The 20,122-nt window shown below is 65.9% G+C and carries 18 protein-coding genes; 10 read left to right on the top strand and 8 right to left on the bottom strand.

Translation table 11 applies throughout. The features are described 5' to 3' along the window. Positions 1-69 precede the first annotated feature (69 nt). Positions 70-825, top strand: coding sequence for an energy transducer TonB (locus GGR46_RS20350; protein ID WP_183999818.1), 756 nt, complete (start codon positions 70-72; stop codon positions 823-825). 16 nt (positions 826-841) lie between these two features. Here the strand turns inward: GGR46_RS20350 and GGR46_RS20345 are convergent, their stop codons facing one another. Then, entirely contained in the window at positions 842-1,744 is a 903-nt protein-coding gene (locus GGR46_RS20345; protein ID WP_183999817.1) for a LysR family transcriptional regulator, read from the bottom strand. Positions 1,745-1,845: 101 nt separating this feature from the next. On the opposite strand from GGR46_RS20345, the gene GGR46_RS20340 reads away from it, so the two are divergent. The 5 genes from GGR46_RS20340 (at position 1,846) to GGR46_RS20320 (ending at position 8,089) form a co-directional block, all read left to right on the top strand. Next, on the top strand, positions 1,846-3,006 hold the full coding sequence (locus GGR46_RS20340; RefSeq protein WP_183999816.1) for an MFS transporter: 1,161 nt from the start codon (positions 1,846-1,848) through the stop codon (positions 3,004-3,006). 59 nt (positions 3,007-3,065) lie between these two features. Then, positions 3,066-3,881, top strand: a complete 816-nt coding sequence (locus GGR46_RS20335) for a hypothetical protein (RefSeq protein WP_183999815.1) — start codon at positions 3,066-3,068, stop codon at positions 3,879-3,881. Between the two features lie 42 nt (positions 3,882-3,923). Continuing rightward, entirely contained in the window at positions 3,924-6,023 is a 2,100-nt protein-coding gene (locus GGR46_RS20330; protein ID WP_183999814.1) for a S9 family peptidase, read from the top strand. A 464-nt stretch (positions 6,024-6,487) separates the two neighbouring features. Further along, a complete protein-coding gene (locus tag GGR46_RS20325; RefSeq protein ID WP_183999813.1) occupies positions 6,488-6,979 on the top strand; it encodes a c-type cytochrome in 492 nt (163 codons plus the stop codon). 147 nt (positions 6,980-7,126) lie between these two features. Then, on the top strand, positions 7,127-8,089 hold the full coding sequence (locus GGR46_RS20320; protein WP_183999812.1) for a lipase family protein: 963 nt from the start codon (positions 7,127-7,129) through the stop codon (positions 8,087-8,089). A gap of 94 nt (positions 8,090-8,183) precedes the next feature. On the opposite strand, the gene GGR46_RS20315 is transcribed toward GGR46_RS20320, so the two are convergent. From GGR46_RS20315 to GGR46_RS20295, 5 genes are all read right to left on the bottom strand, one after another. Next, positions 8,184-8,768, bottom strand: coding sequence for a hypothetical protein (locus tag GGR46_RS20315; protein WP_183999811.1), 585 nt, complete (start codon positions 8,766-8,768; stop codon positions 8,184-8,186). A gap of 90 nt (positions 8,769-8,858) precedes the next feature. Then, positions 8,859-10,247, bottom strand: a complete 1,389-nt coding sequence (locus tag GGR46_RS20310; RefSeq protein ID WP_183999810.1) for a hypothetical protein — start codon at positions 10,245-10,247, stop codon at positions 8,859-8,861. Between the two features lie 85 nt (positions 10,248-10,332). Continuing rightward, positions 10,333-11,391, bottom strand: coding sequence for a ribonucleotide-diphosphate reductase subunit beta (locus GGR46_RS20305; protein WP_183999809.1), 1,059 nt, complete (start codon positions 11,389-11,391; stop codon positions 10,333-10,335). A gap of 52 nt (positions 11,392-11,443) precedes the next feature. Beyond that, positions 11,444-11,665, bottom strand: a complete 222-nt coding sequence (locus GGR46_RS20300; protein WP_183999808.1) for a hypothetical protein — start codon at positions 11,663-11,665, stop codon at positions 11,444-11,446. Next, a complete protein-coding gene (locus GGR46_RS20295; protein ID WP_183999807.1) occupies positions 11,662-11,994 on the bottom strand; it encodes a hypothetical protein in 333 nt (110 codons plus the stop codon). Before GGR46_RS20295 ends, GGR46_RS20300 begins: the two co-directional genes overlap by 4 nt. 101 nt (positions 11,995-12,095) lie before the next feature. Here GGR46_RS20295 and GGR46_RS20290 point away from each other — a divergent pair, with 101 nt between their 5' ends. Beyond that, on the top strand, positions 12,096-12,359 hold the full coding sequence (locus GGR46_RS20290; protein WP_183999806.1) for a DUF2171 domain-containing protein: 264 nt from the start codon (positions 12,096-12,098) through the stop codon (positions 12,357-12,359). A gap of 2 nt (positions 12,360-12,361) precedes the next feature. On the opposite strand, the gene GGR46_RS20285 is transcribed toward GGR46_RS20290, so the two are convergent. After that, complete coding sequence (locus GGR46_RS20285; RefSeq protein WP_183999805.1) at positions 12,362-12,841, bottom strand: DUF559 domain-containing protein; 480 nt, start codon at positions 12,839-12,841, stop codon at positions 12,362-12,364. Between the two features lie 64 nt (positions 12,842-12,905). After that, on the bottom strand, positions 12,906-14,840 hold the full coding sequence (locus GGR46_RS20280; RefSeq protein ID WP_183999804.1) for a ribonucleoside-diphosphate reductase subunit alpha: 1,935 nt from the start codon (positions 14,838-14,840) through the stop codon (positions 12,906-12,908). Positions 14,841-15,404: 564 nt separating this feature from the next. Between GGR46_RS20280 and GGR46_RS20275 the strand changes: the two genes are divergently transcribed. From GGR46_RS20275 to GGR46_RS20265, 3 genes are all read left to right on the top strand, one after another. Continuing rightward, the gene (locus GGR46_RS20275) at positions 15,405-17,087 is read left to right on the top strand and encodes an MFS transporter (RefSeq protein WP_183999803.1); all 1,683 of its coding nucleotides are present in this window, start codon (positions 15,405-15,407) and stop codon (positions 17,085-17,087) included. Continuing rightward, on the top strand, positions 17,080-18,234 hold the full coding sequence (locus GGR46_RS20270; protein WP_183999802.1) for an HlyD family secretion protein: 1,155 nt from the start codon (positions 17,080-17,082) through the stop codon (positions 18,232-18,234). Before GGR46_RS20275 ends, GGR46_RS20270 begins: the two co-directional genes overlap by 8 nt. 162 nt (positions 18,235-18,396) lie before the next feature. After that, positions 18,397-20,076: an amidase gene (locus tag GGR46_RS20265; RefSeq protein WP_246426224.1), complete on the top strand. Its 1,680-nt coding sequence runs from the start codon at positions 18,397-18,399 to the stop codon at positions 20,074-20,076. The last annotated feature ends 46 nt before the right edge of the window (positions 20,077-20,122 follow it).

The raw sequence follows: 20,122 nt of genomic DNA, 5'->3' as shown, positions 1-20,122 counted from the left end.
CGGTTGCATGAACTGAAAACAACAAGCCGTTCATGGGATCGTTCGGGCCACACAGGGCATTGATCGGGCATGCGCCAAGGAGCCGGCATCTCCTCTCCCCGTGAGCGGCTGGGCAGCGCGTTCTGCGCGCTCGTCCTGGTGGGGCTGCTTGTCCTGATGCTGGCGCACGGGCTGGGGGTGCGGCTGAATGTGGTGCCGACACCGGCGATGCAGCTGGTCGACTTCGCCCTGCCCCCACCGCCGCCGCCGGAACCCGAGATCGCGCCCAAGCCCAGGCCGCGCACCCCGAAGGAAGAGGGCAAGGCAGCGCCACCCAATCTCGTATCCCGCGCCACCGAAGTGGCGACGCCGGTGAAGACGCCCCTGCCCCAGCCCATGCCCGCCGCGACGACACCGGCACAGGGCAGCGACGCCAGCTCGGGCAATGCACCGATCGCCGGGCCTGGGACGGGCGCTGGTGGCGTTGGCAACGGCACCGGATCGGGCGGGCGTGGCAATGGCGCGGGCGGAGGCGGCGGCACGGTGCTGCGGCTGCTCGAAGGCGACATCACCGGGCACGACTATCCCAGGGCGGCGGCACGGGCGGGCGCGCAGGGAACGGTGGGACTGCGCTTCACGGTGGGGGTGAACGGACGGGTGACCGACTGCCAGGTGACTCGGTCGAGCGGCAATGCCGATCTCGATGAGACGACGTGCCGGTTGATCAAGAAGCGCTTCCGCTACGCGCCGAGCCGGGATGCGAGCGGACGGCCCTATGCCGATGTCGTGACCGGCGAGCAGGAATGGGTGCTGTACGACCGGCCGGGACGGGACGAGGACGACTGAGCGCCTCACCTGCGCTTCAGGGCTTCCCCAGCTTCTCCACCAGGAACTCGACGAACGCCCGCACCCGTGCCGGGCGAGTCGCACCGCCGACGAACACCGCGTGGATATCCTCGCGGTCGCCCGGGTTGAACGGCTCGAGCAGCGATACCAGTCGGCCGGCGGCGAGGTCCGCTGCGATGCTGAAGGTGCCGACCCGGGCGATGCCGACCCCGGCGAGTGCCAGCTCGACCAGCGTCTCGCCGTTGTTCGCCTCGATATTGCCGCCGACCGGCAGCGCATAGTCGCGCCCGTCCTGGCGGAAGGGCCAGACCGGCTCGGCGCGGCGGAAATTGAAGTTGAGGCAATTGTGCGCGTGGAGGTCTTCGGGGACCTGCGGCGTGCCCATCCGGGCCAGATAGGCCGGCGCGGCAACGATCGAGCGCCCGGTCTCGCCGATCTTGCGGGCGGTGAGCGCGCTGTCCGCCAGCGGGCCGAAGCGGATCGCGACATCGGCGCGGCCGCCGGCGACATCCTCCAGCGTATCACTCAGGCTGATATCGACCAGGATGCCGGGATGGCGGGCGACGAATTCGCCGAGCAACGGCACGATCACCAGCCGGCCATGGGCAAGCGCCGCACTGACCCGCAACCGCCCGCGCGGCGAGGCCTGGTCGGCCAGCTCCTCCTCGACCTCGGCTATGTCCGCCAGGATGCGCTGGGCGGCGTGGAGATAGGCGTCGCCCTCGGGCGTCAGCACCAGCCGACGGGTAGTGCGGGTGATCAGGCGGACGCCCAGCCGCGCCTCGATCCGCGCGAGCGCGCGGCTGACCGCCGAGGGGGTCAGCTCGAGCCGGCGGGCGGCGGCGGACAGGCTGCCTTCGCGCACCGCGGTGACGAAAATCTCCATCTCGCCCGAGCGATCGGCCATGGCGCGGGTCATTCGTGAATCCAGTGCACAGATGTTTCGCCTTTTCGAACTCTACCGAAAGCAGAGCCGGCAGTCCATTTGCGTTGCCGCACAAATCCCCGGAGCATCGCCGTATGAGTTCCCGTCCCGCGCTCACTGCGCTCGCCATCGGTGCCTTTGGCATCGGCGTTACCGAATTCACCCCGATGGGCCTATTGCCCGTGATCGCAGGCGACCTTGGCGTATCGATCCCCACCGCCGGCCTGCTGGTCAGCGCCTATGCGATCGGCGTGCTGATCGGCGCGCCGCTGATGACGCTCACCACCGGCCGGGTGCCGCGCCGCACCCTGCTGATCGCGCTCGCCGCGATCTTCACGATCGGCAACCTGCTCGCCGCAGTGTCGGACAGCTATGCCATGCTGCTCGCCGCACGGATCGTCACCTCGCTCAACCACGGCGCCTTCTTCGGCGTCGGATCGGTCGTCGCAGCCGGGCTGGTCGCGCCCGAAAAGCGGGCAGGCGCGATCGCCACCATGTTCATGGGACTGACGATCGCGACGATCGGCGGCGTGCCGCTCGCCACCTGGGCGGGCGAAGTGTTCGGCTGGCGGTCGGTCTTCGCCGCCATCGCCGCGATCGGCGTGGTCACGATGGTCGCGCTCCGCCTTTTCGTTCCCGCGCTGCCCGCGGAGAAGGATGCCGACATGATGGCCGAGCTGCGCGTGCTCGGTCGCGGCCCGGTGCTGTTCGCCCTCGCCCTGACGATGGTCGGGTTCAGCGCCATGTTCACCGTGTTCACCTATATCGCGCCGATCCTCCGTGAAGCCTCGCACGCCTCGACCTTCTGGGTGACGGTGGCGCTGGTGATCTTCGGTGTGGGACTGACCGCCGGCAACTGGCTGGGCGGGCGCTATGCCGACAAGTCGGTCGAAGGCGCGCTGATCACGATGACCGCGGCGCTGGCAGTGCTGCTCGTTGCCTTCGCCTTCGGCATGTTCTCGCTGCCGGTCGCGATCGTGCTGATGCCGCTCTGGGGCGCTGCGAGCTTTGCTCTGGTGCCGCCGCTGCAGATGCGGGTGATGGACGCCGCGCACGAGGCCCCCAACCTCGCCTCCGCGATGAACATCGGCGCGTTCAACCTGGGCAACGCGATCGGTGCCGCGCTGGGCGGCGAAGTGATCCGCGAAGGCCTGGGCTATCCGGCAGTCTCGCTCGCCGCCGCCGCGATGGCGCTGGTCAGCCTGGCCATGGTGCTGGCCCCGCGGCTGGCGCGGCGAAGCGCGGCGCTCGCCTGAGCGCTTGCGTACCGACCGATGATTGCGGAGAGTGCGGGTTTCGCAAAGGGGGCTTTGCCATGATCCGCACGTTTCTGACCGCACTTCCGTTCGTCGTCGCGCCGCTTGCCGCCCAGGCCCAGTCCAGCGGCAAATGGGAAGTGAAGGTCTCACCGGCCGAATGCTCGCTGATCCGCGGAGTACAGGCGCCCTCGCCCGCCTTGCTCGCGGTGCGGACAGTGCCGGGGACCGACGAGTTCGTCGTGCTGGTGAGCGGCAAGAAAGTGCCCGAGCGGGCGGCGAACGCACGGTTCTCCGTCGAGCTGCACTTCGATGACGCCAAGCCGATCGAGGCGGAAGCGTCTCCCATGGGCAGGCTGGCAAGCGGACCGACGCTGCAACTCGCCACCTTCAAGCCGACGATGCTCGACAGCTTCGCCGCGGCGCATAACGTGAGCGCCAGCAGCGATGCGGGCAGTTTCGCCAGCTTCGAGGTGCCCAGTGCGCGCGCGGCCATCGGTGCGCTGCGCCAGTGCATCGCCGACCAGCTGATCGACTGGGGCGCCGATCCCGCCCAGTTCGCCCCGGGCGGCACCCCGGCAGTCGCGCTCAAGGATCGCGACGATTGGCTCACCTCCTCGCAATTGATGAATCTGGCCTCGACCACCAGCGAGACGGGGATCGACTATATCTTCCACGTCGTCATCGCGGCCGACGGAAGCATCGAGAGCTGCAAGCGTGACGATGCCAAGTCGGGCGACAAGACCGAGAAGCTCGGCTGCGAACCGTTGATCGGGAAAAAGCTCTTCGCCCCCGCCAGGAACCCGGCTGGAACGCCGGTGAAAGGCGCCGCCGCGTTCCGGGTGATGCTGGTCAGGCGCCCGGGGGGCCGTTGAACCGGGCTCGACAGACGGGCGGGCTGGTCTAAGAAACGGGGCATGACCGATCTTCCCAAGCCGCCCGTCGCCGCTACCCGCCCCCACAGCTTCACCGCGCACGGGGTCACCATCGAGGATCCTTGGGCCTGGCTCCGGGACCCGGCCTATCCGACCGTCACCGACAAGGACGTGCTCGCCTATCTCGAGGAGGAGAACGGTTTCTTCGAGACGGTGATGGAGCCGCTCAAGCCGCTCTCCGAGGCGCTGTTCAAGGAGATGCGCGGGCGGATCAAGGAGGACGAATCCTCCGTACCGCAGAAGGACGGCGACTGGCTCTACTGGAGCGACCACGAGACCGGCGGCGAATATCCGCGACTGTGGCGCAAGCCCGCCGCCGGGGGCGCCGACCAGCTGATCCTCGACGAACCGGCGCTCGCCGAGGGCAAGGAATATTTCCGGGTCGGCGCGGTCACGATCAGCGAAGACGGCACGCTGATGGCCTATTCGACCGATGACGACGGATCGGAGCGCTACACGATCCGCTTCAAGGACCTGGCCGGCGGCGAGGCGATCGGCGAGCGGATCGAGGGCGCCGCGGGCAAATGGGGCGACGTCTCGATCGAGGGCACGATCGGCAACATCGTCTTCACCAGCGGCGGCGACGCGATCCTCTATGGCGTGACCGACGAGAACTGGCGGACGCGGACCATCAAGCTCCACCGGCTGGGCACCGATCCGGCCGAGGACGTGACGATCTATTTCGAGGAGGAGCTCGGCTTCTCGGTCGGCGCCGAGCTGACCAGCGACCGCAAGTGGATCGCGCTCACCACCAGCGACCACGAGACCAGCGAGATCCGCCTCTACCCGGCCAATGATCCGCTCGCCGTGCCGATCCTGGTCAGCCCGCGGAAGCGGGGCCGCGAATATGATGTCGATCTGCACGGCGACACGCTGTTCATCCACACCAACGACACCGATCCGCAGTTCCGCCTGGTCACCGCTTCCCTTTCCAATCCCGGCGAATGGGCCGAGCGGATCGGGCCTTCGGCCCATTTCTACATGACCGGCGTCGCCTGCTTCGCCGACTTCTTCATCGTCGAGGGCCGCGAGGACGGTCTCGATCAGATCGAGCTCCACCGCTACGACCCCACAATCGCCCCGGCGCGCCTCAAATTCCCCGAGGCGAGCTATGTCGCGGGCCTGGGCGACAATCCCGAATATGCCGTCGACACGCTGCGGCTGAGCTATGAATCGATGGTCACCCCCGGCACCGTCTACGACTACACCGTCGCCACCGGCGCGCTCGAGACGCTGAAGGTGCAGGAGATCCCGTCGGGCTATGACGGGAGCAAATACCGCACCGAACGCGTCAAGATCGCCGCCCGTGACGGCACCGAGGTGCCGGTCTCGATCGTCTATCCCAAGGACTTCCCGCGGGACGGCAGCGGCAAGCTCTATCTTTATGCGTACGGTGCCTATGGCTATGCCATCCCGCCGGGCTTCTCGACCAGCCGCATCTCCTTCCTCGACCGCGGCGTCGCCTTCGCCATCGCCCATATCCGCGGCGGCGACGACCTGGGCCAGCAATGGTATCTCGACGGCAAGCTGGCCAAGCGGACCAACACGTTCAACGACTTTGTCGACGTGGCCAGGGGCCTGATCGACCAGGGCTTCACCCACAAGGGCGGCATCGCCATCGCCGGGCGCTCGGCCGGCGGCGAGCTGATGGGCGCGGTGGTGAACTCCGACCCGGACCTGTGGGGCGTGGTCGTCGCCGACGTGCCGTTCGTCGACGTGCTCAACACCATGCTCGACGAGAGCCTGCCGCTCACCCCGGGCGAGTGGCCCGAATGGGGCAATCCGGTGGAGGACGCCGCCGCGTTCGAACTGATCCGCTCGTACAGCCCGTACGACAACGTCACCGCCCAGGCATATCCGCCGCTGTTCATCTCGGGCGGGCTCAACGACCCGCGGGTGACGTACTGGGAGCCGGCCAAATGGGCGGCCAAGCTGCGCGCCACCAAGACCGACTCCAACGTCCTGGTCCTCAAGACCAACATGGGCGCCGGCCATGGCGGCAAGTCCGGCCGGTGGGAGAGCCTGAAGGAATCCGCCGACGAGATGGCCTTCATGCTGTGGCAGCTCGGCGTGGCCGAATAGCCGCGGCATCCGGACCCGCTCCAGTGCCCAAGCGAAGCCGGGGAAAGGCTTCGCGCCTGCCACTGGCGAGGCCCCTCCCCGGCTCCGACCAACGCCCGGGCGTGCCCGGCCGGCGACAGTGATCGGAGGCGAGCCGCCCTAGCGGGGCCCGCCGACCGATCGCGCCACCAGCCGCGTCTCGCGGTGGCATTGGTGGCAGAAGGCGAAATCGAACGTTTCGCTGAGCACCCAGGCCTGGGAACTGACATCCCATTCGGCCCAGGCGTCGCGGGTGACGGCAACCCCGCCACAACGTTCGCATGCCTGTTCGACCCGAGGAGCCTCGCCTTCTGCCACGCCGTGACGATAGGCGATTCGCGCTCCGTTTCGGACGCAAGCTCCTCCATTAAGGACACGCTTCCGTCCCCGTTGCGGGCGAGCGCCGCCCGGCCTAGCCTGCGCGCCTCCGACCAAGGGAGCCATCGATGCGCATTACCACGCTTGCACTCGGCGCCGCTGCGGCGCTGTTCGTATCCGTCGCGGCGACTGCCCCGGGCAGCCACGCCGTAGCCGCCCGCCCCGCCGCGGCCGACGCCAATGCCGACATCATCGCCGGCCGCAAGGCCGCCTTCCTGATGTCCGCCGCGCTGTTCGGCCAGATCAAGGGCGCGATCGACCGGGGCGACGATCCCAAGACGGTGGGCTTCGCCGCGCGCGGGCTCGCCAATTGGGCCAAGGCGATCCCCGGCATGTTCCCCGCCGGCAGCACCTCCCCCACCTCGGAGGCGCTGCCCGCGATCTGGAGCGACCGCGCCAATTTCGAAGCGCGCGCCGCCGATTATGCCGCCGCCGCGACCAAGCTGGCCGACCTCGCCAAGGCCGGCGACAAGCCCGGCCTCGCCGCCCAGTTCGGCGAAGTGGGCAAGGCCTGCAAGGCGTGCCACGACGCCTATCGCAAGCCCGACGACAAGCATTGAGCCCGGAGGGGCGCCCCCAATCCGGGCGCCCCGCAACGCTTCGGCGCAGCCCAGGCTCGGCTGCCCGACTCTACTTTCCGGTGTTAACCTTAATTGTGCATTCACCACGATCGGGCGCACAGGCATAGGGTCCCGGGGAGTATACCGATGCACGACTGCATGAAACGCCGCCTGCTCTACGCGTCCAGCCAGGCCTATCAGCCGGGGATGCAGGTCCATGGCCGCAATGTCGGCTGGATCGAGGCGCCGTTCGTCGTGCGCCGCGAGACCGCGATCGGCAACCGCCAGATCGACCAGGCGCTGGTCGGCCGCACGCCCGAGGGCGTGGTGGTGGCGTTCCGCGGTTCGCTCCCCCCTTTCTTCGGCGACGCGCATGACGGCTGGGACGTGGTGCTCGACTGGCTGAACGACGCCTTCTCGCTGTGCGTCGAGGATTCGCATTATGGCGGCGGCGTGCATTTCGGCTTCGCCGAATCGATGCGCCGGCTGTGGAGCGACGCCGGATCCGGCCCCGGCGTGCGCACCGCGATCCAGGCGATGCTCGACCAGAGCCTGCTCGACCGCAAGACGCGCCGGCACCTGTTCCTGACCGGCCATAGCAAGGGCGGCGCGCTCGCCAACCTCGCCGCATTGCGCGCGGCCCAGGCGAATGAATGGGCCGACCTGCCGGTGAGCGTTGCGACCATCGCCGCGGCGCGCGCCGGCAATGCCGATTTCGCCGCGAGCTATGAACGCACCCGCATCGCCTGCCTGCGCTACGAGATGCCGGGCGACGTCGTCCCGCACCTGCCGCTGAGCCCCGCCACGCCCGGCTGGGCGCGCCGGATCGCCAAGGGCGTGTTCCCCAGGCTGGCGATGGGCGACTATCGCCCGGTCGGCCTACTGGTCACCCCGCCGCCGGCACCCAAGGCCGGCCACCAGGCCTGGACCGGCTCGCGCCGTCCCGTCCGCCGCCTGCTAGACCGGCGCGGATCGGGCCTCGAGGCGCTGACCCCGGCGATCCTGACCGCCCACGCCATCTGCCCGGGCAGCGGCTATGACCGGCTGATCTGCGAAGGCGAAGGCCTTGGCTGCGATCATGGCGAGGCACCGGCGCGCAAGCGGGCCTGAGGTTACCGGGCAACCGCGCGCGCCGGATCACGCCCATATCGGCGCGAATCCCCGCGGAAAGTCACAAAAGTCGCAACATCCACGCGCGCGAGGCTCACCAGTCCTCGTCCATGTCGTCGATCGGGTCGATCGGCTCCTGCGGCGGCTGGGCCTCGTAATCGCGCAGCAGCAGCGGATCGGCGGGTTCGTCGCTGTCCGTCAGGTTCGCGACCGCCTTGGCATAGCGGCGTTCGGCGCCGGCGGCAGGCGAGCTCGACATCGCCGTCTTGGGCTTGAACCATTCGGCGCGCAGATGGGTGAGCAGGAACATCAGCAGTTTGTCCGAAGGCTGGCGGCTTTCGGCGATCAGCACGCCATCCTTCCACAACTCGCGTATCGCGCCGCGCGTCGCCCGCTCGAAGGCGAGGCTGGCCAGTCGGCTCACCGACACGAGCAGCGCCTCGTCCCAGGCATCGGCGAAGGACAGCGCATCGGGCCGCGCCCGTAACCGATAGGCCGAGCGTGGCGAGACGCCGGTGACCTTGCAGGCATCGGAAATGCTGCCAGTCTCGGACAATGCGGTGAGGAAGGCGCGCTGGCGATCGGCGGTCCAGCCATTGTGGCGGGCGCGAAGCACGACGGGGGTGTAATCGGCGAGCGGATCGGGCTCCGCTGCGGGCTGGATCGGCTGGTGTTCCATGGCATCGACTCCTTCTGGTTGGAAGCGAGTCGAATCACGTAACCATATCGGTTCGTGTAGGACACAAAAAACTGCTATAACGAACCGGAATTACACGGGCCGCTTCCAGAACGATCTCGCCTGCAAAAATTCTTCCGATTCCCTTTTCGCAGCATCCCGCCAAAATTCTGTCCGGCTACGCACCCTACGATTCAATTTAAAGTAGTCTGCTACCCGCCCAAGCGTCGGAATATTCATAATATCGTTCGATATGCTACGGAGAAGCATGACCGCCTTGCGGTCCTTGTTAGGCAAGGCTGACTTAAGTCTCGACAACATGCCGCCCGCCTCAACCGTTGGAGACAGGGTCAACAAATCTACCGAAACATCTATCCCTTCAGGGGAAACCACACCACCCGTGAACTTACTACGAAGACGCGAAAGATCGTCATTCAGCGCTTGGCGTACCTTCATAGCTTCTCGCCTGAACTCCGACATAGTCCCGCTTAGGCGCAAATCTTCTATCTCTCTGAATCTCGACCGCAACGCCATAGCCTCAGGTCCGTGCCGAATTTGAAGGACGTGATCCAGACCTCGTTCAGGCGTGCCAGCCATTCCGACCGCCCATCCAGCGATGAAAGGCATAGGCACTTCAAATATACCCGTACCTATTATTCTGTCAGACTCAGCTCTAATTTCGCCAAATTTCGAAGAGAAAAAATCCAAGGTAGAGCGCCGGATATCGCCATCCCCTCTATTCAACATAGAATCTGCGACATACTGCCCAATAAACGTATGCCGTATGGGGTGAGAAGATAGTGCGCAATTATATTTATTCGCAACTAGTATATAAAAAATTGAACGCAACGCGAGCCAATTTAGCGAAGATGTAAATCTCTTTACACTATCCTCTATACTTTCTCCTGCCCTCAGCGCCACCCCCGCATCTTCAATAAGCGGGCCACCTTGACGATGTAATCTTAATCTAAGATCTGGCGATAATGGAGTACGAATGTTCTGATTATATTGAGTCATAATGGCGCTCATTAGCGCCCCATACTTTTCAAGATACAGATCGGCCTCATTGGCCAACAATCTTAGATGCAAATACCAGTCACTTGATTGCATATACCAAGCTGGCACAACATGCAGGTCCATAGCCCTCAGAAACTGAGACATTGGATCCGATTGCAAATCGCCGTTCTTTACGTGGTAGACCATATCCGAAGTGAGTGAACGAGCATCTTGCAGCATCCGCTCATAGGAGTCCGGATTTTCAGAAAGAACCACGAGTTCTGGAAACTTACTCGCACGTTCTTTCCGATACTCTTCTTTGTAGTCATCTAAAAACGCGACCTCATCATATAAAAGAAGCGTTTGGAGATACTGGTCGAAGGCGGAAATATCCCCCTCGATGGGGAATCCTTCAGAGACAGGAATATGGCCTAGTACACGCTGTACTGCGGTAATGGTCGAATTATCAACAATCGCCGATAGCATTTAACAAGTATAAAACTAGCTCCCGCCTTTGAACAGTCGCCTCATAGGGGATGACTAGATCCTCCAGCCTTCCCCCAGACGGGTCTTACTCCGCCGCAATCCCCGACCCCGAGAACATGTCCGGCCCGCCCTCGGCGCCGTCCTCGTTGGCGACCGGCGTGGCCTTGGCCTTCTGGCGCTTGTCGAACGAGTCCCACACCTCGCCCCAGTTGCCGCGGGTCGCTGCCTTCGAATATTCGGTGGCGCGGGTCTCGAAGAAGTTGGCGTGCTCGACGCCGTTGAGCAGCGGGGCGAGCCAGGGGAGCGGGTGCTCCTCGACCATGTAGATCGGCTTGAGGCCGAGCTGGCCCAGGCGCCAGTCCGCGATGTAGCGGACGTACTTCTTGATCTCCTTGGGCGTCATGCCGTTGACCGGGCCCATCTCGAAGACCAGGTCGATGAACGCGTCCTCGATGCGCACCGTCTTCTGGCACATGTCGAGAATGTCGTCGCGGACCGACGGGGTGAGGCAGTTGCGCTCCTTGGTGAAGGCGTGGAACAGCTTGATGATGCCTTCGCAGTGCAGGCTCTCGTCGCGCACCGACCAGCTGACGATCTGGCCCATGCCCTTCATCTTGTTGAAGCGCGGGAAGTTCATCAGCATCGCGAACGAGGCGAAGAGCTGCAGCCCTTCCGTGAAGCCGCCGAACATGGCGAGCGTCTTGGCGATGTCTTCGTCGCTGTCGACGCCGAAGGTGCTCAGATAGTCATGCTTGTCCTTCATCTCCTTGTACTGGAGGAAGGCGGCATATTCGGTCTCGGGCATGCCGATCGTGTCGAGCAGGTGCGAATAGGCGGCGATGTGGACCGTCTCCATGTTGCTGAACGCGGTCAGCATCATCTTGATCTCGGTCGGCTTGAACACGCGGCCGTATTTCTCGTGGTAGCAGTCCTGCACCTCGACGTCGGCCTGGGTGAAGAAGCGGAAGATCTGGGTGAGCAGGTTGCGCTCGTGATCGGTGAGCTTCTGCGCCCAGTCGCGGCAATCCTCGCCCAGCGGCACTTCCTCCGGCAGCCAGTGGATCTGCTGCTGGCGCTTCCAGAAATCGAACGCCCAGGGATATTCGAAGGGCTTGTAGGTCTTGCGGGCTTCGAGAAGCGGCATGGGCGTTACTCCGGGATGAACTTGGAAAATGGAAGGGCGAACGGGCGGGCGGTCATGCGACGCCTCCCGCCAGCGTGAAGACGGCCGCGAAGCCGCCGAGGAACAGGCCGAGCGCGAAGAGCATCATGCCGGCGATGCGCAGGGCATAGGTCGCCGCCTCGCCTTCGGGCAGGCCGAGCGCGCGACGGGCCAGCGCGGGGCGGACGAGCGTCGTCAGCCCCAGCGCACCCGCGGCTCCGGCAATGCCGGCCATCAAGGCGAGGCTGCGGGTCATTCGTGGTCGATCACCGTGCCGCGGCGCTCGCGCACGACGCGGTCGCGATAGACGATCCTGGTCACCCGGCTGCCGCGATTGGCGCCGACGCCGAACACGCAGATGCCGAGGAAATAGCCGAAGTCGTACCAGCCGCCATTGTTGGGCACGGCGTAGATCGCGACGTCCGGGATGATCAGCGAGAGGAACCAGGCGACCGGGAAGATGAAGCCGTGCCACAGCCCCAGCAGGAAGCCGGGAGCCTCGGGCTGGACGGCGCTCGGCACCTGCTTCGCGCAGGCCGCCAGGGCCAGGAAAGCGGCAAGCGGCAGGGCGCGGAAATATTTCATGCAACCCTCCTTTCGGGTGAGTGACAGACGCGACGGCCGGCTGCATCATTTCGCGGTCGCGCGCGTTTAGTGTGCGAACCAATCCCCCAAGGAGAATCCAGATGACCGACGCCAGTGCAATCAAGGAGCATATGGAAGTGATCGGCGCCGACGGCGTCCATGTCGGCACCGTCGACCATGTCGAGGGCGAGCGCATCAAGCTCACCAAGAAGGATTCGGGCGCCGAGATCGAAGGTGCCGAGGGCTCGCACGCCGGGCACCATCACTACATCTCGCTCGGCCTGGTCGCCGAGGTGGAAGGCGACAAGGTCCGCCTGAGCGCGAACGCCGACGTGGCGGTCGAGATCTTCGAAGAAGAGGCCTGAGCTCAAATCTCCTCTCCCTCTGGGAGAGGAAGGGGCCCGCGCCGCTCAGCGGCGTGGGAAGGTGAGGGTGAGCGCACGGAAGTGAAGCCACCCTCACCCTTCCGCCGCTTCGCGGCTCCCTCCCTCTCCCGCTGGGAGAGGGAATTGGCAACGACCGCGATCACACCGCCGGTGTTTTCCAGCACGTCATTGTTCCAGAACCGCAGCACGCGATACCCTTCAGACTCAATGAAGCGCGTGCGACGCGCATCATATTCTGCTGCCTCAGCATGCTGACCGCCATCCACTTCGATGACCAGTCGCTCGGCAAAGCACATGAAATCGACGCGATACGGCCCCAGCGGAGACTGAAAGCGCCACTTCCGCTCCCGGAACGCTTCGCGCAAGGCTCGAAGCAACCTCTTCTCAGCTTCCGTGGCGTTGCGCCGCAGCTCTCGGAGCTGCGGCACGGTGCCCGACGGTTGATCCTGATAGAGGCGCACTCGCCCTCACCCTTCCGCCGCCTTCGGCGGCTCCCTCCCTCTCCCAAAGGGAGAGGGAATTAGCTCACTGACAAGCCAGGCACTCGTCATAGTCGGTCGATTCACCCAGGTTGAACTGCGGCTTGTCGATCGTGTTGTCGGCTTCCACGCCGCCTGCGAAGCCGGCGCGCTGCACCGACTTGGAGCGGAGATAGTAGAGCGACTTGATGCCGAGCTCCCAGGCGCGGAAGTGGAGCATCAGCAGGTCCCACTTCTCGACATCGGCCGGGATGAACAGGTTCAGCGACTGGGCCTGGTCGATATAGGGCGTGCGATCACCGGCGAGCTCGAGCAGCCAGCGCTGGTCGATCTCGAACGAGGTCTTGTAGACGTCCTTCTCTTCCGGGGTGAGGAAGTCGAGATGCTGGACCGAACCGCCCTGCTCGAGAATCGAGTTCCACACCGCATCCGAGTTCTTGCTCTTCTCCGAGAGCAGCTTCTCCAGATACGGGTTCTTGACCGAGAAGGAGCCCGACAGCGTCTTGTGCGTGTAGATGTTGGCCGGGATCGGCTCGATGCAGGCCGAGGTGCCGCCGCAGATGATCGAGATCGACGCTGTCGGCGCGATCGCCATCTTGCAGCTGAACCGCTCCATCACGCCCATGTCGGCGGCATCCGGGCACGGGCCGCGCTCGACGGCGAGCGCCATCGAGGCCTGATCGACCTGCGCCTTGATGTGCTTGAACATCCGCAGGTTCCAGCTCTTGGCCATCGCGCCTTCGAACGGGATGCCCCGGGCCTGGAGGAACGAGTGGAAGCCCATCACGCCGAGACCGACCGAACGCTCGCGGCTGGCCGAATAGGCGGCCTTCTCCATGCCCGGCTCGGCACGGTCGATATAGTCCTGCAGGACGTTGTCGAGGAAACGCATCACGTCCTCGACCAGGTTCTTGTCGTCCTTCCACTGGTCCCAGGTTTCCATGTTGAGCGACGAGAGGCAGCACACGGCGGTGCGCTCGTTGCCCAGATGGTCCTTGCCGGTGGGGAGCGTGATTTCCGAGCACAGGTTCGAGGTCGAGACCTTGAGGCCCAGATCGCGGTGGTGCTTGGGCATGTTCGAGTTCACGTGATCGCTGAACACGATGTAGGGCTCGCCGGTGGCGAGACGGGTCTCGACCAGCTTCTGGAACAGCGCGCGGGCATCGACCTTGGCGCGCTCCGAGCCGTCCTTGGGCGAACGCAGGATCCATTCCTCGCCGTTGCGCACGGCTTCCATGAACGCGTCGGGGATCAGCACGCCGTGGTGCAGGTTGAGCGCCTTGCGGTTGAAGTCGCCCGACGGCTTGCGGATCTCGAGGAACTCCTCGATCTCCGGGTGGCTGATGTCGAGATAGCAGGCAGCCGAACCGCGACGCAGCGAGCCCTGCGAGATCGCCAGCGTCAGCGAATCCATCACGCGGACGAACGGGATGATGCCCGAGGTCTTGCCGTTGAGGCCGACCGGCTCGCCGATGCCGCGGACATTGCCCCAATAGGTGCCGATGCCGCCGCCGCGCGAGGCCAGCCAGACATTCTCGTTCCAGGTATCGACGATGCCGTTCAGGCTGTCCGGCACCGAATTGAGGAAGCAGGAGATCGGCAAGCCGCGACCGGTGCCGCCGTTCGACAGAACCGGCGTGGCGGGCATGAACCACAGCTTCGAGATGTAATCATAGATGCGCTGCGCGTGCGCCTGATTGTCGGCATAGGCCGAGGCGACGCGCACGAACAGGTCCTGGAAGGACTCGCCCGGCAGCAGATAGCGGTCGCGCAGCGTCTCCTTGCCGAACTCGGTCAGCAGCGCGTCGCGCGAATGATCGACCTCGACGTCGTAGGCCTGCGGCGCGACGGCCTTGGAATCATTCTTCTTGCGCACCTTCGGCGCAGCCTTTTCGGTGTTATCCGTGGCCGCCTTGACGGCAGCAGTGGGGGCTTCGGCGACGGTATCGTTCACGCTGTTTTCCGTGTCCCTGAATTCCATGACGTTCACCCCTGACAAATCTCTCTCGCCCTCCACCAGGGGAAGGCATCAAATCCCGACTCAAGGGGCTGGCGACCTTAGCACCGACGCAGTCGCGCGCGAAGAACAAAACATGTCCATCGCACCTTGACCCAGACGCAAATCGACCCGTTCCGCATATGGGTATGCGGCGGAGAGTCCACCAGTGCTTGAGCTTGCCCCTCAGTGCAACCACAACAGATTGTGCCAAACTGAGTCCGCACACAAGAGCCGAAATGGTTAATTTCCACAACGTTTCACCGCTAAAATGACTCGACTCATGGCACCTTCACATCTGCTGCAATGCCGCGACGCGCGGACTTTCCTAGGGTTTCCGAAAGGCAAGGGAACGAACGCGGAACGTTAAATTTTTTGGTGTGAAGGAATCATGACAACCACAAGGGCTTGTGGTTGCCCTCGCCACCCCACCCCAGTTGCAGTTCGCGCAACCGAGCGTTGCGGATTGCCCGGATATCCCGGCGGCTATACCAAGGTCTAAGCCAGTCCTTCGGCGGATCGATCCGCAGCACAGGGGATTATATCGGAATGGCAACGAACGGGGCAGCGCAGGAGCAGGAGGCTTGGCAGCCAGCCCCGCACGAGCGCTCGCCGATCCCCGGTTCGCCGCCAACCCCCTGGCACCCGCTGTCGCGCCGCCTCGCCTATTTCACCGTCGCGGTGCTGGTGGTGATGTCGGGATCGCTCGGCAATGCGATCGTCACCGCCAATTTGACCACGCTGCAGGGCTCGCTCGGCCTCTATTCGGCCGAGATCCAGTGGCTGCCGACCGTCTATGTGATGACCAATGTCTGCGCGAACATGCTGCTGATCAAGTTCCGCCAGCAGTTCGGCATCCGCCTGTTCACCCAGATATTCCTGATCGGCTTCGCGCTGACCACTGCGGCGCATATCTTCACCCACAGCTTCGCGACCGCGGTGGCGGTGCGCGCGCTGAGCGGGGTCGCGGCGGCGGCGTGCAGCACGGTCGGGCTGCTGTACATGGTACAGGCCTGGACGCCCGAGCACCGTCTGAAGGGCATCGTCCTTGCCGTCTCGCTGCCCCAGGCCGCGGTGCCGCTCGCCCGGCTCTTCCCGACCGAAGCGTTCGAAGCCGATCGCTGGCAGTCGCTGTATCTGTTCGAGCTGGGCCTGGCCCTGTTCTGCCTGGCCGGCGTGCGCCTGCTGGTGCTGCCCCCGGTCGAGCGGATGAAGGCGTTCGAGCCGCTCGACTTCGTCACCTTCCCGATCTTCGCGACCGGCATCGCGCTGCTCTGCGCGGTGCTCGGGCTGGGGCGGACGCTCTGGTGGTTCGAGGCACCGTGGATCGCCCCGGCGCTGATCGGCGCGATCATCCTGATCCCCACCGCGCTGGTGATCGAGCACAACCGCAGGAACCCGCTGCTCAACACGCGCTGGCTGGGCAGCGGCGCCATTGTACGCTTCGCGCTCGTCTCGATCCTGGCGCGCGTGGTGCTGTCCGAGCAGACGATCGGCGCGTCGGGACTGCTCGCGGTGGTCGGCATGGGCAACGACCAGTTGCGGACGCTCTATGCCGTGGTGCTGCTCGCCACGCTGGCCGGCGCGATCATCGGGGCGATGACGATCGACCCGACCTTCCTGGGCAAGCCGATCCTGATCGCGCTGGGGCTGATCTGCGTCGGCGCGCTGCTCGATTCGGATTCGACCAACCTGATCCGCCCGCACGACATGTATTTCAGCCAGGCGCTGCTCGGCTTCGCCAGTGCGCTGTTCATCGGCCCGGCGCTGCTGATCGGGCTGACTCGGGCGCTGAAGGAAGGGCCGACGCATTTCGTCAGTTTCTCCGCGCTGTTCGGCATCACCCAGAATCTGGGCGGGCTGTTCGGATCGGCGATGCTCGGCACCTTCCAGGTGATCCGCGAGCATGCCCATAACAACGCCATCGTCGCCGGGCTGATGAGCAGCGATCCGATGATCACGCAGCGTATCCAGCAGAATGCCGCCGCCTATGGCCGGGTGCTGATCGACCCGACGCTGCGCCAGGCCGAGGGCGCGGCGATCCTGACCCAGACGGTGACGCGCGAGGCGAACATCCAGGCCTATAACGACACGTTCCTGCTGATCGCGGCGATCGCGGCGGGGACGATCCTGTGGGCCGGCGTCCACATCATCCGCATCCGGCGCGAGACGCTCGCGCAGATCGCCGCCCAGCGGCAGGCAGCACAAGCAGCAGGAGCACAGAATGGCTGACCCGGCCTCGCCGACCCCAGCGGAACCGGCAGCGGCGCCCCCGCCGCCGCCTGCGGTGAGCGAAGGCGCCGACCCGCCGCCCACGCCCGAGGCCGCCGCGCGGCGCTGGACGCCGCCCAGGCTGCCCTTCCTCTCGATCGGGATCGCGGTGCTGCTGATCCTCGCCGGGGTGACGGCGGTGCTGATGGCGTGGCGCGTCTGGCCGTTCGCCGGGCATGTCCAGGCGACGGAGAATGCCTATGTCCGCGGCCAGGTAACGATCATCAGCCCGCAGGTGAGCGGGTACCTAACCGACGTGCCGGTGCAGGATTTCGCCAGCGTGAAGGCCGGTGACGTGCTCGCGACGATCGACGACCGCATCTATCGCCAGCGGGTCGACCAGGCCAAGGCGAACGTCGCCAGCGCCCAGGCCGCGCTCGCCAACAATCCGCAACAGGCCGCGTCCAAGGCGGCAGCCTATGGCTCGCAGGAGGCGGCGGTCGCCTCGGCCCAGGCGCAGCTGACCAAGGCCCAGGCCGATTTCGCGCGGATCGACGCGCTGGCCAAGCAGGGCTTCATCACCCGGCGCGACCGCGACGCGGCGCTCGCCACGTTGCGGAGCGCCCAGTCGGCGGTGGCGCAGGCCCAGGCGGCGCGCGCGGTGGCGAACGAGGACATCCGCAGCGTGAGCGTCAGCAAGGGCGGGCTGGTCGCCTCGGTCGATGCGGCCAAGGCGGCACTGCACCTGGCCGAGATCGACCTGGCCAACACGGTGATCCGCGCGCCGGTGGCGGGGCAGCTGGGCGAGATCGGCGGGCGGCAGGGGCAATATGTCACCGCCGGCACCCAGCTGATGGCGCTGGTGCCGCAGACGCTGTGGGTGACCGCCAATTTCAAGGAAGCGCAGACCGCGAAGATCCGGCCGGGCGCGAAGGCCAGCTTCAAGGTGGACGCACTGGCCGGGGCCAGGCTCACCGGCGTGGTCGAGCAGCTGGCCCCGGCGGCTGGGTCGGAGTTCGCGGTGATCCGCAGCGACAATGCGACGGGCAATTTCGTCAAGATCCCCCAGCGGATCGCGGTGCGGATCCGGATCGACCCGAACCAGCCGATGGCGGCGCGGCTGCGGCCGGGCATGTCGGTCGAGGCGAGCGTTGAGGTTGGGCGATAGCCAGAACCGCCATCCCGGCCTTACTCCGTCATTCCCGCGAAGGCGGGGATCCAGGGTTTCTCTGCCGTATCGTTCTTTGACTCTGGATCCCCGCCTTCGCGGGGATGACGATGAAGAGGGGCAACGCTAGGCTGGTCCCGACACTGGATTCGAGGAAAGACTATGCGGACGGGAATGGCAGCTCTGGCGGTGGCTCTGGCGTGGGCGACGCCTGGCTGGGCACAGGATGTGGCGGCGCCCGTCCCCGCCCCGCCCTCCGAGGCACCCGTGATCACCCCCATCCCGCTGCCCGCCGACGCGGTGGTGGTCAGCAGCAGCGACGCGCCGGCCGACCTGGTCGCCGAGCGCTCGATCGACGAGCTGCAGGCGATGCTCGCGGCCGGCAAGGTCGAGGCAGGGAAGCTCGCCGACCTCTATGTCGAGCGGATCGGCAAGCTCGACCGCGACGGGCCGACGCTGCGCGCGGTGATCGTCACCGCCCCCGCCAAGGACCTGCGCTATGACGGCCGCGCCAGCGACGACCGGCGCAAGGCGGGCAGGATACTGGGGCCGCTCGACGGCATCCCGGTACTGATCAAGGACAATATCGAGACGCAGAACATGCCCACCACCGCGGGCAGCCTGGCGCTCGCCAACAACGACACCGGACGCGACGCGCCGCTGGTGGCGAAGCTGCGGGCCAAGGGCGCGATCATCCTCGGCAAGACCAACCTCAGCGAATGGGCGAACATCCGCTCGAACCATTCGATGAGCGGGTGGAGCGCGGTCGGCGGGCTGGTGAAGAACCCCTATGCGCTCGATCGCTCGGCCTGCGGATCGTCGAGCGGCTCGGGCGCGGCAGTGGCGGCGAGCCTCGCCGCGGTGGCGGTGGGCACCGAGACCGACGGTTCGGTGGTGTGCCCGGCGGCGATGAACGGGCTGGTGGGTCTCAAGCCCACGCTCGGCCTGATCAGCCGTACCGGGGTGGTGCCGATCAGCCATAGCCAGGACACGCCCGGGCCGATGGCACGGACGGTCAAGGACGCCGCGATCCTGTTCGGCGCGATGATCGGCAGCGATCCCGAGGACCCGGCGACGAAGGACGCCGACAAGCACCGGAAGGACTATGCTGCCGGCCTCACCCCCGATGCGCTCAAGGGCATGCGGGTGGGCTATTGGAAGCCCGAGATGGCCGCCGATCTGGCGGCCCGCTTCGACAAGGCGCTGGAGGAGCTGACCGCGGCGGGCGCCGTGCTGGTCGAAGTGAAGATGCCCGAGCTGAAGGGCCTGGGCGAGGCCGAGGGGCTGGTACTCTACACCGAGCTCAAGGCCGACATGGCGGCCTATCTCGCCACCACCCCGGCCAGCGTCGGCCCGAAGACGCTCGCCGACCTGATCGCGTTCAACGACGCCCACAAGGACAGCGAGATGGCGTTCTTCGGCCAGGAGACCTTCCTCAAGGCGGAGAAGACCAAGGGCCTCGACGATCCCGAATACAAGGCGGCGCGCGAGCAGTCGGCGCGGCAGGCCGGCCCCGAGGGGATCGACGCGATGCTCAAGGCGGCCGATGCGCAGATACTGGTCACCCCGACCTATGGCACGCCCTGGCTGAGCGACCCGGCGCATGGCGACCAGTTCCAGGGGCCCTCGGCCAGCGAGCTGCCGGCGGTGTCGGGCTATCCGCACCTCACCGTGCCGATGGGGCTGGTGAACGGGTTGCCGGCAGGGCTCTCCTTCATCGGCACCGCCTGGTCGGACGGGCTGCTGCTGAAAGCGGGCTATGCCTATGAGCAGGCGACGCATGCGCGGGTGGCGCCGCAATATCTGCCGACGATCCCGGCGGACCTGGGGCCGCGGAAGTAACCGTCGTCCCGGCGAAAGCCGGGATCTCGTGCCGTATCGCGCTATC

The organism is Sphingomonas kyeonggiensis, assembly GCF_014196745.1.
Classification (GTDB): domain Bacteria; phylum Pseudomonadota; class Alphaproteobacteria; order Sphingomonadales; family Sphingomonadaceae; genus Sphingomonas; species Sphingomonas kyeonggiensis.
The sequence above is the reverse complement of the archived record's forward strand: the minus strand, read 5'-3'. Positions and strand labels throughout refer to the sequence as shown.